General features: G+C 36.4%; 16 protein-coding genes. All 16 read left to right on the top strand.

What is annotated here, in order from left to right:
• Positions 1–95 precede the first annotated feature (95 nt).
• The 16 genes from MW695_RS12245 to ndk all read left to right on the top strand — a co-directional run bounded on the left by MW695_RS12245 (position 96) and on the right by ndk (position 12,984).
• A complete protein-coding gene (locus MW695_RS12245) occupies positions 96–722 on the top strand; it encodes a YphA family membrane protein (protein WP_247105631.1) in 627 nt (208 codons plus the stop codon).
• A gap of 39 nt (positions 723–761) precedes the next feature.
• Entirely contained in the window at positions 762–2,075 is a 1,314-nt protein-coding gene (der, locus tag MW695_RS12240) for a ribosome biogenesis GTPase Der (RefSeq protein ID WP_247105629.1), read from the top strand.
• Positions 2,076–2,089: 14 nt separating this feature from the next.
• Positions 2,090–2,713 carry a glycerol-3-phosphate 1-O-acyltransferase PlsY gene (gene plsY / locus MW695_RS12235; RefSeq protein WP_247105627.1) on the top strand — a complete coding sequence of 208 codons (624 nt, stop codon included), beginning with the start codon at positions 2,090–2,092 and terminating at the stop codon, positions 2,711–2,713.
• A 21-nt stretch (positions 2,714–2,734) separates the two neighbouring features.
• Positions 2,735–3,784, top strand: coding sequence for an NAD(P)H-dependent glycerol-3-phosphate dehydrogenase (locus tag MW695_RS12230; protein WP_247105625.1), 1,050 nt, complete (start codon positions 2,735–2,737; stop codon positions 3,782–3,784).
• A gap of 103 nt (positions 3,785–3,887) precedes the next feature.
• Entirely contained in the window at positions 3,888–4,127 is a 240-nt protein-coding gene (locus tag MW695_RS12225) for a stage VI sporulation protein F (RefSeq protein ID WP_373646501.1), read from the top strand.
• Positions 4,128–4,356: 229 nt separating this feature from the next.
• Entirely contained in the window at positions 4,357–4,560 is a 204-nt protein-coding gene (locus MW695_RS12220) for a DUF2768 domain-containing protein (RefSeq protein ID WP_247105624.1), read from the top strand.
• A gap of 21 nt (positions 4,561–4,581) precedes the next feature.
• Entirely contained in the window at positions 4,582–5,310 is a 729-nt protein-coding gene (locus MW695_RS12215; RefSeq protein WP_247105623.1) for a hypothetical protein, read from the top strand.
• Positions 5,311–5,534: 224 nt separating this feature from the next.
• On the top strand, positions 5,535–7,013 hold the full coding sequence (gene spoIVA / locus MW695_RS12210) for a stage IV sporulation protein A (RefSeq protein ID WP_247105621.1): 1,479 nt from the start codon (positions 5,535–5,537) through the stop codon (positions 7,011–7,013).
• 221 nt (positions 7,014–7,234) lie between these two features.
• On the top strand, positions 7,235–7,453 hold the full coding sequence (mtrB, locus tag MW695_RS12205) for a trp RNA-binding attenuation protein MtrB (protein WP_035340146.1): 219 nt from the start codon (positions 7,235–7,237) through the stop codon (positions 7,451–7,453).
• A gap of 46 nt (positions 7,454–7,499) precedes the next feature.
• Complete coding sequence (locus MW695_RS12200; RefSeq protein WP_247105620.1) at positions 7,500–8,282, top strand: heptaprenyl diphosphate synthase component 1; 783 nt, start codon at positions 7,500–7,502, stop codon at positions 8,280–8,282.
• Between the two features lies 1 nt (position 8,283).
• Positions 8,284–8,997 carry a demethylmenaquinone methyltransferase gene (locus MW695_RS12195; protein ID WP_247105618.1) on the top strand — a complete coding sequence of 238 codons (714 nt, stop codon included), beginning with the start codon at positions 8,284–8,286 and terminating at the stop codon, positions 8,995–8,997.
• 18 nt (positions 8,998–9,015) lie between these two features.
• Complete coding sequence (locus MW695_RS12190) at positions 9,016–9,891, top strand: UbiA-like polyprenyltransferase (protein WP_247105616.1); 876 nt, start codon at positions 9,016–9,018, stop codon at positions 9,889–9,891.
• Complete coding sequence (locus MW695_RS12185; RefSeq protein WP_247105615.1) at positions 9,876–10,484, top strand: UbiX family flavin prenyltransferase; 609 nt, start codon at positions 9,876–9,878, stop codon at positions 10,482–10,484. The genes MW695_RS12190 and MW695_RS12185 overlap by 16 nt, the downstream gene beginning before the upstream one ends.
• Positions 10,481–11,329 (top strand): menaquinone biosynthesis protein, encoded by an 849-nt coding sequence (locus MW695_RS12180; protein ID WP_247105614.1) that lies wholly within the window; start codon positions 10,481–10,483, stop codon positions 11,327–11,329. Before MW695_RS12185 ends, MW695_RS12180 begins: the two co-directional genes overlap by 4 nt.
• Before the next feature lie 82 nt (positions 11,330–11,411).
• Positions 11,412–12,383: a heptaprenyl diphosphate synthase component II gene (gene hepT, locus MW695_RS12175; RefSeq protein ID WP_247105613.1), complete on the top strand. Its 972-nt coding sequence runs from the start codon at positions 11,412–11,414 to the stop codon at positions 12,381–12,383.
• Positions 12,384–12,540: 157 nt separating this feature from the next.
• Positions 12,541–12,984 carry a nucleoside-diphosphate kinase gene (gene ndk, locus MW695_RS12170; RefSeq protein ID WP_247105612.1) on the top strand — a complete coding sequence of 148 codons (444 nt, stop codon included), beginning with the start codon at positions 12,541–12,543 and terminating at the stop codon, positions 12,982–12,984.

The raw sequence follows: 12,984 nt of genomic DNA, 5'->3' as shown, positions 1-12,984 counted from the left end.
CTCCTTTTTTTATGAGGAAAAATAAATAGAATAGTACTATCTAAACGGATGATTTAATGGAGATTCGTCCATAATGAATTTGAGGTGGTTTAATTATGGATGGTATTTTCGTTTATTGGTTTGGTTGGATTTTTTGGGGTGTGTTCACATTTTTTGCTTCTAGTTTGAAGATACGCTTTTGGATGGGGTGTAGCATTTTACTCATTCTCATTCTTTTACCGATTGAGGTTTCAATTATGAACACATCTTATCATTTAGTTTACATAGGCTCTGCTTTTTTTCTATATTTTTATGTACAGACATTAAGGAGACAAGAAAAGTATTTTTATTTTCTGTTTATGTCTTTGACTGTATCAGCATGCTTTGCTGGTTTTCGTCTAATGCTTATTTATGATCCGGTCATTGCATTTATTGACAGCAGGTGGATGTTAGCTTGTCTAGTTGTTGTTATTTGTTATTTCTTAACATCAACTTTAAAAAAACGTTATATTCTGTCTGTTTCCGGACTTATACATGGTGAGTATTTACTGTCTTTAACTCCATTTTATGATCAAGATCAAGCTATTGGAAATCTCTATTTCTTTGATGTTCTATTCATAACGACTTCCTTGTTTGGAGTCGGTTTCATGATACGAATAATCATTTCATGGATGTCTTCATTCTTAAAAAATCAACCTGTTCCGAGAAGCGGTCGACAATATGCAGGAAATCAGCTAAAATAAATAGGTTGTCAATTATTAAATAGAAAGGTTGTGGCAAGTATGTCCAATCCAGTTGTCGCTATTGTTGGAAGACCTAATGTTGGAAAGTCAACAATCTTTAACCGAGTGATCGGCGAAAGAATTGCTATTGTAGAAGATATGCCGGGTGTTACCCGTGATCGAATATACAGTAAAGCAGAATGGTTAAATAGAGAATTTAATGTGATCGATACAGGAGGAATCGAGCTTGGAGAAGAGCCATTGCTTGTACAGATGAGAGCGCAAGCAGAACTCGCTATAAAAGAAGCGGATGTTATTATCTTTATTGTTAATGGTCGTGAAGGTGTAACCTCAGCTGATCAAGAAGTAGCTAATCTGCTGTTTCGTTCGGATAAACCAGTTGTATTAGGGGTGAACAAAATCGATAACCCTGATATGCATGAACAATTATATGAGTTTTATTCATTAGGAATGGACACACCTTATCCTATATCAGGATCTCATGGCCTTGGATTAGGTGATTTGTTAGATAAGGTAATTGAGTACTTTCCCGAAGAAGTTTCGGATCCATATGGAGATGACACGATTCGTATTGCATTAATTGGTCGGCCGAATGTTGGAAAATCTTCACTTGTCAATGCGATGTTAGGAGAAGAGCGAGTAATTGTAAGTGATATTCCTGGTACGACCCGAGATGCAATTGATACAGCATTTTCACAAGATGAGCAAGAGTATGTACTAATCGATACAGCAGGTATGAGAAAACGAGGAAAAGTGTATGAGGCAACTGAAAAATATAGTGTACTTCGTTCTTTAAAAGCAATCGAGCGTTCTAATGTAGTTTTAGTCGTCATAAATGCTGAAGAAGGGCTTATTGAGCAAGATAAAAAAATTGCTGGCTATGCACACGAAGCAGGTAGGGCAGTAATCATTGTTGTAAATAAATGGGATGCAGTAAATAAGGATGACAAAACCCTGCAGAATTTCACACAAAAATTAAGAGATGAATTGCTCTTTTTAACATATGCTCCTATTCTTTTTGTTTCAGCTATGACGAAGCAAAGGTTACATACGGTTTTGCCGATGGTTCAAAAAGTGTCAGAAAATCACCATCTACGTGTTCCTACAAATGTGCTTAATGATATGGTCATGGATGCTGTTGCGATGAATCCTACACCTACTGACAAAGGACGTCGTTTAAAAATTAATTATGTCACTCAAGTAGCAGTAGAGCCTCCAACGTTTGTTTTTTTTGTTAATGAGCCAGAGTTGATGCACTTTTCATATGAGCGTTTTCTTGAAAATCGATTAAGGGACACGTTTGAATTTGAAGGAACGCCGATTAAAATTATCGCTAGAAAGAAAAATAGTTAGAGGGAGTAGATGAAATGGGAGAAGGAGTCATTGCAATTTCTTTAATCGTTGTTATTATCATTAGTTATCTACTTGGTTCAATAAGCTTTAGTTATTTAATAGCAAAAAAAATTAAAAAAGTCGATATTCGTCAACATGGTAGTGGGAATGCAGGGGCGACTAATACATTACGAGTATTAGGTATCGGTCCAGCCATTTTAGTACTTAGTTTAGATATTGCAAAAGGTATTGTTGCTGTATGGCTTGGCCATTGGTTAGCACCTGACGATGGCGGAGTCTTCCCTGCATTAGCTGGGTTTGCTGCGATAGCTGGTCATAATTGGCCGATTTATTTTGGTTTTCGAGGTGGAAAAGGTGTTGCAACAACGATTGGCGTGCTAGCAACACTAGTTTTTTTACCAGCACTATACGCAGGGCTAATTGCTATCGGCAGTATTTTCATTACTAGATATGTTTCATTAGGATCGATTTTATTTGTGATTGGAACACCGATATTTATGGTTGTTTTCTTTGAATATCCAGATGCTTATACGTATTTAACAGTGGTAATAGCTGTTCTCTTGATTTGGAGGCATCAAACAAATATAAAACGACTAGTTGCAGGAGAAGAAAGCAAAATCGGTCAGAAAAACAAATAATACAAAGTTGAGGTGGACAATTTGAAACGAGTAACCGTTATAGGAGCAGGTAGCTGGGGTACTGCTTTAGCGATGGTGCTTGCTGATAATCATCATGATGTGCGAATTTGGGGAAGAAGAGCTAAACAAATAGAAGAAATCAACACTAAACATTCAAATAATCAATACTTACCTGGCATTTCCTTACCTGAACAAATTAGAGCTTACGAAAAGATGGAAGAAGCGCTTGAAGGTACTGAAGTGGTTGTTTTGGTCGTCCCAACAAAAGCAATTCGTACAACGATCCAACAAATGGTTGAAAAGCTTCAAAGCAAGGTAACGATTATTCACGCAAGTAAAGGAATTGAGCCTGGATCTCATAAACGTATATCAGAAATGATTGAAGAGGAAATGTATAACTCATCATTTCTAGAACATGTTGTTGTTTTATCAGGGCCAAGTCATGCTGAGGAAGTAAGCAGAAGGCAACCAACTACTGTTACAGTATCCTCGCATAGTGAACAAGCCTCTAAATATACTCAGGATTTGTTCTTCAATCAGCATTTTCGTGTTTATACAAATCCTGATTTGATCGGGGTTGAAATCGGTGGAGCTCTTAAAAATATTATTGCACTTGTTTGCGGCTTAACGGAAGGGCTTAAGTTAGGAGATAATTCTACGGCTGCTATTATGACACGTGGATTAACAGAAATTGCGCGTATTGGTATGAAGCTTGGTGCCAACCCAATGACATTTGCTGGCCTATCAGGGCTTGGAGATTTAATTGTCACGTGTACAAGTGTTCATTCCAGAAACTTCCGAGCAGGTTTGATGTTAGGTAGAGGCAAAACATTAGAGGATGTTCTTAATGAAATGGGTATGGTAGTCGAGGGGGTTCGTACTACTCAGGCTGCATATGAACTTGCTACGAAACTACAAGTGGATATGCCGATCACGACAGCGCTATACCGTGTTCTTTTTGAGCATGTAAGGCCACAAGACGCAGCTGATGAATTAATGGGTCGAGTGAAAAAGCATGAAGTAGAAGACTTACCTGTCGATTTAATAAAATCAACATTTAAAGAAGATTAAGTTAATTAGTTATACGTCCTCACCTTCTTTCTAGTCGTGCATATGATATGGTGATCATACGATTGAGGGAGGGCGAAACATGTTTGGGAAAAATGATTCATTTATGGATCAAATTCAAAAGAAAACGAGTGTGAAACCTGACGAAATTATGAAACTAGCTAATTCAGTTAGTCAAGCTAATTTACAAGATGAAAAAACCGTTCGACAGCTCGTTGCTCAAGTAGCAAAGCTCGCTAATAAAGAAGTGTCGAAAGAAAAAGAAGATCAAATTGTCAATGCTATTGTTAATAATAACATGCCTGCTGACTTCTCTTCACTTGCTAAAATGTTCAATAAAAAGTAAAATTCACTACTATAGGCAATATCACAAGCATGTTTCATTTATGTGCATATACTTTAAAGAACGAACATTATAATAGGGCTGTTAAAACGAAGGGTTTCGTCATGTTGAAGAAGTGTGCCCCCACTTCTTCAACATTTTGGAGTTTAATCGTTCGCGACTCTGTCACTTCATTTTTGGACAAGCTGTGCTATAATAAACGACAAACTGCAACAGAAAGAGGGGGAACTTAGTGTCACAAGCGATGTTTAATATGTGGGTGTCTTTTTTTGCTCTTGCTCTCATGTTTGTCTCAGCAGGAACGGCTATTTTCAGCAGAACGAAATTAACAGGTTGGTTTCAAAAAATAATGTTATCATTTTCATTTGTCTGCTTAGTCGTAGCAGGAATTATTGTTTTCCTTATTGTTTTGGGTGGACCTACAGCTACAGTTTAGTTTAAAGGAGATACGCTTGGTATGAAGCGAGTGATACAATCTTTAGTTTTGATGATCGGTTTGTTTATACTTACAGGTTGTTTTCTGCCTGATGATCAACGCGCAGAAAACCAAATCGCTTATCCTGATCAATTACAATCTGTTCAATTAGCAGTAGATCAATTTCAAATAGATTCTGGCGTATTACCCATTTATACATTTGATGAGCATACGTCGCTATATAATCGATATGTGGTTGATTTCAACCAATTGGTCCCACGTTATTTACAGCAACCACCTGGTACTGCTTTTGAGAATGGTGGTGTATTTCGATATGCGTTAGTGAATGTAGAAGAGGAACCTGAAGTGAAGGTGATTGATTTACGCCCGCAATCGGTTATTCAGCAATATCACCGTAGGGTGAATGATTATATAAGGAACCATACTTATGTTCCTATTATGGAAGTATTCGATGATGGGTTATTTATTTTAGATTATGAAGAACTTGGTTTTTCCGAAGAACCACTTGTACAAAGTCCTTATTCCGATCAATTTTTACCACTTCTTTTTACGCATGATCATGAAGTTATAATAGACTATCGACTTGATCTTTACCAAATGTTATTGGAGTATGATCATCCTTTTAATGAAGGCGAAGATCTACGACCGATTTTGTATACACATTCTCCATTTGTTCCCGCAAGAAGTGTACCTTATGTACTTGATGAGAATGGAGAACCGACCTATGAAATGTCGTTAAGAAAAAAATGATTCAATTATAATAAAAGTTGGTCTACTAAGTCCTTTTCATTGATATACATAATCAAAGGAAGGGGCTTTTTGTGATGAATCCCCTTCTCGGTATTTAGTGAGATCACCTACTACATACAAATTGTTGTCATAAACCTTGTACACCATCATAGTAATGGTAATGTCCAAGGTTTACGGAAGTAGGAAGATGAATCTCAAATCTTTACTGATCGGGAGGGGATCAAGTGGAAAAGGTTGATATTTTCAAGGATATAGCCGAACGAACAGGCGGCGATATTTATCTTGGAGTTGTAGGTGCAGTTCGAACAGGGAAATCGACATTCATTAAAAAATTTATGGAGCTAGTCGTACTCCCGAATATTGAAAATGAATCTGAGAAAGCAAGAGCACAAGATGAGTTGCCACAAAGCGCTGCTGGCAAAACCATTATGACAACTGAACCGAAGTTTGTTCCTAATCAAGCAGTATCGGTACATGTTGATGATGGATTAGATGTTAATATACGTTTAGTTGATTGTGTTGGATATGCGGTTCCTGGGGCAAAGGGCTATGAAGATGAGCACGGACCACGAATGATAAATACGCCGTGGTATGAAGAGCCTATCCCATTTCAAGAGGCGGCAGAAATTGGTACGAGAAAAGTTATTCAGGAACATTCCACTCTAGGGATTATTGTTACGACAGACGGAACAATTGGCGATATTCCCCGCCAAGATTATAAGGAATCTGAACATAGGGTAGTAGAAGAGTTGAAAGAAGTCGGCAAACCGTTTATTATGGTTGTCAATAGTGTACGCCCTCATCATCCGGAAACAGAACAATTACGTCAAAGCTTAAGTGATGAGTATGATATCCCCGTATTATCAATGAGCATTGAGGGGATGACTGACCATGATATTAATAATGTTTTAAGAGAAGTATTATATGAATTTCCGGTTCACGAGGTAAATGTGAACTTACCGAGTTGGGTAATGGTTCTTCGTGAGGATCATTGGTTACGTCAAAGTTATGAAGAGTCAGTAAGAGAAACCGTGCAAGATATAAAACGTTTACGCGATGTTGACCGAGTAGTAGGCCATTTTACAGAGTATGAATTTATTGATCAAGCAAGATTAGCGGGGATTGAAATGGGGCAGGGAGTCGCTGAAATTGATTTATATGCTCCAGATGATTTATATGATCAAGTATTGAAAGAAGTTGTCGGAGTAGAAATTCGCGGCAAGGATCATTTATTACAACTTATGCAAGATTTTGCTCATGCTAAACAGGAATATGATCAAGTTGCTGATGCACTAAGGATGGTAAAGCAAACGGGTTATGGAATTGCAGCACCTGCCTTATCAGACATGAGCCTAGATGAACCGGAAATCATTAGACAGGGTTCGCGATTCGGTGTACGTTTAAAAGCAGTAGCTCCTTCGATTCATATGATTAAAGTCGATGTTGAATCTGAATTTGCTCCTATTATTGGAACAGAAAAACAAAGTGAAGAACTTGTTCGTTATTTGATGCAAGATTTTGAAGAGAATCCACTTTCGATTTGGAACTCAGATATTTTCGGTCGTTCGTTAAACTCAATCGTACGAGAGGGGATCTCAGCAAAATTATCACTCATGCCAGAGAATGCTCGTTATAAATTAAAAGAAACACTAGAAAGAATTATTAATGAGGGTTCAGGTGGTTTAATTGCGATTATTTTATAAAAAAATTTTATATTGAAGATGATGGAAGGTAGTAATCATTTGTATGTATAATGATCTAAAGGTCATTACACATCTTGATGTTTACTACTTTCTTTTTTGCTTTTTCAATTGAGAATATGCTAAGATTTTTACATGTGCTCTAATGACAGCGAAAATAACAATTTTGTGATACTATTGTGTAGAAGCATAGTTGAGAAAAGTGATAGACAGGAGAGTTGAGAATGAGTAACCAAAATGATTTCTTTGTTATTAAAGCAAAAGAAAATGGCGTTAACGTAATTGGATTAACGAGAGGCTCTGACACGCGTTTTCATCATTCGGAGAAACTTGATAAAGGTGAAGTAATGATTGCGCAATTCACTGAACATACATCTGCTGTGAAAGTACGTGGGCATGCTATTATCCAAACTAGTTATGGGACGATTAATACGAACGATTAAGAGAAATAGATGAGTATTTTTTACACAGAATTTGGGGGACATGTTGATGAGAAGTTTATATTTATTTCAAGAAAATGTTGAAGAGGTTAAAGGAGAGTTTAATCAAGCGATTAAGCATCATTATTTACAATCCTATGTACCAAACATAGAAGTAGATGATGATAAAATCCGTTTTATGTATGCGATGTTACATAAAAAAATGACTAAAGAAGATTTGCATTTATTAATCTTATCAACACTTCTTGTTCAAGCAGGTCTGGATATACATGATGAGGTGACGTTAAAAAATGTAGATACGGATGTGCTAAAAAAGAAGAGACAATTAACCGTATTAGCAGGTGATTATTATGTAGCGATGTACTATCATTTGCTTGCTAAAAATGGGAATGTTCCCCTCATTCAAAAGATTAGTCACACGATTCAACAAATAAATGAAAAGAAAATGAACCATTATGAGCAGGAAGAAGTATCTATCGATGAGTATAAAAAGATTTTCGTAATGATCGAAACTGGGCTCATGCAACAAGTAGCTTCTCATTTCGACCTTGAACTATGGAGGCTTCTTATTAAAGAGTTCTTCTACTACAAAATGCTTACAATTGAAAAGAACCTAACACTTAATGGTGAACAAACCGCTTTATTACGGGGACTTCATAAAACTAAACCTCTTATTCATAGTGACTCATTTTTAGACAAGTTCATAGAAGAGTCAAAAGATCGTTTGTTACAACTTACTGAATCTTCGGCTACAATGAAGCCTTTTATCATTTGGCATATTGATCAATATAGTAGTTATGACACATTAGAGAATATCGCAGAGGGTGAATAAGATGTCTCAAACAAAAGAGGAACGTGTACATCAAGTGTTCCAATCTATTTATAAAAAATATGACCTTATGAATTCCGTCATTAGCTTTCAACGCCATAAAGCTTGGCGTAAAGATACGATGAAAATCATGCAAGTACAAAAAGGGAATAGAGCTCTCGATATTTGTTGTGGTACAGCTGATTGGACGATTGCATTAGCTGAAGCTGTCGGGGAGAATGGACAAGTTATTGGATTAGACTTCAGTGAGAATATGTTAAAGATTGGTCAAGAAAAAATTCAACAGCTACAATTGAATCAAGCTAATCTAGTGCTGGGCAATGCAATGGAGCTTCCGTATGACGATGCTTCATTTGATTTTGTTACAATTGGTTTTGGTCTTCGAAATGTCCCTGATTATATGCAAGTATTAGCAGAGATGCACCGAGTTGTTAAACCAGGAGGGAAAGCCGTCTGCCTAGAAACGTCTCAGCCAACAATACCCGTATTTAAGCAATTATACTTTTTTTATTTTAAAAGAATTATGCCCCTTTTTGGTAAGATGTTTGCAAAAAGCTACGAAGAGTATTCGTGGCTTCAAGAGTCTACGATGGCCTTTCCAGATCGCGCTAAACTTGCGGAAATGTTTAAAGAAGCAGGATTTGAACATGTCGAAGTGAAGGCTTATTCTGGAGGAGTAGCTGCCATGCATATGGGAATAAAGACGAGGGATGAATAGAGATAGGAGCCGATTACGTTGGTAAGAAAAATAAAAATCGTCTTAGAAATGATTAAGTTTGAACACACTATATTTGCGCTACCGTTTGCTTTTTTAGGAGCAATTCTAGGTAGTTTTATTATGAGGGGAGATTTCCCACAATTATCAGAATGGATATGGATTACTCTTGCTATGATAGGGGCTAGAAGTGCAGCAATGTCACTTAACCGCGTAATTGATGCCCAAATAGATAAGCATAATCCAAGAACTGCAGAACGAGCTATTCCAGCCGGATTAGTTTCAAAAATCGAAGTTTGGTTATTTATCGTTATTTCGTTTGTTGTGCTGTTCTTCTCTGCCTTTCAATTAAATATGCTTGCTGTTTATTTGTTACCAATTGCTGTTTTCTTTCTTGTTATTTATTCATATACGAAACGATTTACTTGGGCTTGTCACCTCATTTTAGGGATAACGATTGGAATTGCGCCTTTAGGTGGATGGGTAGGAGCAACTGGGACATTGCCCTTTGAGGCATACTTTTTATTCGCGGCTGTAGCATTATGGATAGCTGGCTTTGATGTCATTTATGCAACTCAAGACGCCGATTATGACAAAGAACATGGATTATACTCTATTCCAAGTCGATTTGGTATAAAAAAATCATTGCTACTAGCAAGAGTGTCTCACACTGTTAGTTTTCTAAGCTTCCTAAGCTTGTTTTTTATTACACCTTTAGGATGGGTTTATTTTGCTGGAGTGATCATTTCTGGTGCCATTCTTGTCTATGAACACTCACTTGTTTCAGAGAATGATTTATCGAAAGTACAAGTAGCTTTCTTTCCAATGAATGGCATATTAAGTGTTGTTTTATTTGTATTTGCGATTGGAGATGTCCTTATATGGACCCATTTATAAAAGGAACGTATACGGTCGGTATTACTGGTGCTAGTGGTGCACAATATGGGATTAAACTCGTTAAACAGCTGCTGCACGAATCATACAAGGTACATTTAGTTATAACCGAAGCTGCATGGCAAGTGTTCGATTTAGAGTTACAATTCGATGTGAGGAATAGAGAACAGTTGATCGATGATATATTCAGCAAAAATCGACATTTATTATGTTATCATTCCTTACGTGATTACTCTGCACCGATTGCTAGTGGATCATACAAAAATGATGGTATGGTTATTATTCCGTGCTCAATGGGGACATTGTCAAGCATTGCACATGCTTCATCGAATAATTTACTTGAACGGACTGCTGATGTCATGTTAAAGGAAAAAAGAAAATTAATTATCGTACCTAGGGAAACCCCTCTAAATGAGCTTCATCTTGAGAATATGTTAAGACTAGCAAAAATGGGTGTAACAATCCTTCCTGCAATGCCTGGTTTTTATCAACAACCAAAAAATTTGGAGGATTTAATTGATTTTGTCGTTGGGAAAGTTTTGGATAATTTAGATGTGGATCATTCATTATTTACCCGTTGGGGGGAACAGCTATGAGTTTAACAATTGGAGAAATCTCTTACACGAATATTTTGCCATTTTTTTATTATTTAGATCGAAACCAATTTGAACGAAACTCTTATCAATTTGTTCCTCAAGTACCCTCACAATTAAACGACGCAATGGCTAATGGAAAGGTTGATATTGGAGGTATTTCATCTTTTGCTTATGCAAATAATCAACATACTTTCTCACTGTTACCTGACTTATCTGTAACGACATATGGGAAAGTACGATCAATCTTTTTATTTTCAAAATATCAAATCGATCAATTAGACAACAAAAAGATTGCTCTAACTTCAAGTTCAGAGACGTCTGTTCATTTATTAAAAATCATTTTAGGTTATTTTTATAATAAAAATGTTACATACGAAATTGTACGACCTCATTTTCACGATATGATAGAATGGTATGATGGTTGTTTGTTAATTGGTGATGATGCGATTGTTGCGAATCGTCGACTAGCAAAGGACTTGTACGTATATGACTTAGGGGAAATTTGGTATGAACAGACAGGATTACCAATGACTTATGCTGTATTTGCCGTTCGAAATAAATGTATCGAAGCTAAGCCTAATGAAGTGATAAGCTTTTATAAAGCTCTTTTAGCTAGTAAGAAAAGAAGTGAAAACGATCAATACAAACCGATGATAAAAGATATTTTATTAACACATGGTGGGACAGAAGCTTTTTGGGAGCAATATTTTGATCAGCTCTGTAATGACTTTGGACAAAAAGAGCAAGAAGGATTGCGATTCTATTATCATTTATTATACAAATTAGGCTATATACGTGAACCTGTAGATCACTTACATGTGTGGAAACCGGTACTTCAATTATAAAGGGACTTGCATGAAACGTGATTCAATGTTCTAATTAAAGGAAAAGCGTAATGAATTCGTTTAGATAAATAAGGTGGACGACATGAAGCTAGCAGAAATTTATATGCAATTTCAAGCAGATATTGAAATGATTGAAAATGAACTTGAAGAAAATGTACAAGCAGAGCATGATGTATTAACAGATGCATCCATTCAATTGCTTAAAGCTGGAGGAAAAAGAATTCGCCCTGTATTTGTATTATTAGCAGCGCGATTCGGCTTATATGATATTGAATCACTAAAGCATATTGCTGCGCCTTTAGAACTGATTCATATGGGCTCATTAGTACATGATGACGTTATTGATGATGCTGATTTAAGAAGGGGAAAGAAAACCATTAAGTCACAATGGGATAATCGAGTTGCCATGTACACAGGGGATTTTATTTTCGGGAAGGCACTTGAGACTTCAACCTATTTTGATAATCCTAAAATACATCAAATTCTTTCAAACGCTATGATGGAAATGTGTTTAGGTGAAATTGAGCAAATTAGAGATCAATATAATTTAAACCAAAATTTTCGAGTTTATTTAAGAAGGATTAAACGTAAGACAGCACTTCTCATCGCTGTAAGTTGTCAACTTGGTGCGATCGCTGCAAATGCTAATACATATATACAAAACCAGCTCTATCAATTTGGTTACTACGTTGGAATGTCTTTTCAAATAACAGATGACATTCTTGATTTTGTCGGAACAGAGAAACAACTTGGAAAACCTGCAGGAGGAGATTTATTACAAGGAAATGTAACCCTTCCTGCTCTATATGCTATGTACCATCATACCGATATTCGAAGAAAAATTGATTTATTCTTTCAAGACATTGAAGGAAACGCTGATCAAATTAATGATATTCTAGCCATGATTAAGGATACTGATGCTATTTCTTATTCTATTAAAATAAGTGATCAGTATTTGCAAAAGGCTTTTGATACGTTAGAGACATTACCAAACCAAAAAGAAAAAAGGTATTTATATGAAATTGCCTCTTACATTGGCAAAAGAAAGTTTTAGTTACGAAGGGTTTACCCTAAAAGGTCTTTTACTTTTTAGAGTAAACCCTTTTTGAATGAACTGTAGTGATTCGCTACACTTCTTGGTTGGCATATTGTCGCATGTAGCTTCATTTGCTATACTGTTGAGAGAATCTATAAGGAAAAGGGAGAAGGTTATGGAGCGTACATACATAATGGTTAAGCCAGATGGGGTTCAACGAAATGTGATTGGAGAAATTATATCTCGCTTTGAAAAAAAGGGATTTACTCTAGTTGCAGCAAAATTAATGGTCATCACAGAGGCAATGGCACAGAGACATTATGAAGAACATACAGGAAAACCTTTCTTTGAAAAGCTTGTTCGTTTCATTACATCAGGACCTGTATTTGCAATGGTTTGGGAAGGGCCAGAAGTGATCAAGACAGCGAGATTAATGATTGGTAAGACAAATCCGCAAGAAGCGTTACCTGGTACGATTCGTGGAGATCTAGCCGCGCAAATGCCTAATAATATTATACATGGATCTGATTCCACAGAAAGTGCAGAAAGAGAAATAGCCATCTTTTTTCAAGATTCAGAATTAATTGATTATAAAAAGGCGACTGCTGATTGGACGTAA

It is taken from the genome of Halalkalibacter sp. APA_J-10(15), from assembly GCF_023017105.1.
Classification (GTDB): Bacteria; Bacillota; Bacilli; order Bacillales; family Bacillaceae_D; genus Halalkalibacter.
The sequence above is the reverse complement of the archived record's forward strand: the minus strand, read 5'-3'. Positions and strand labels throughout refer to the sequence as shown.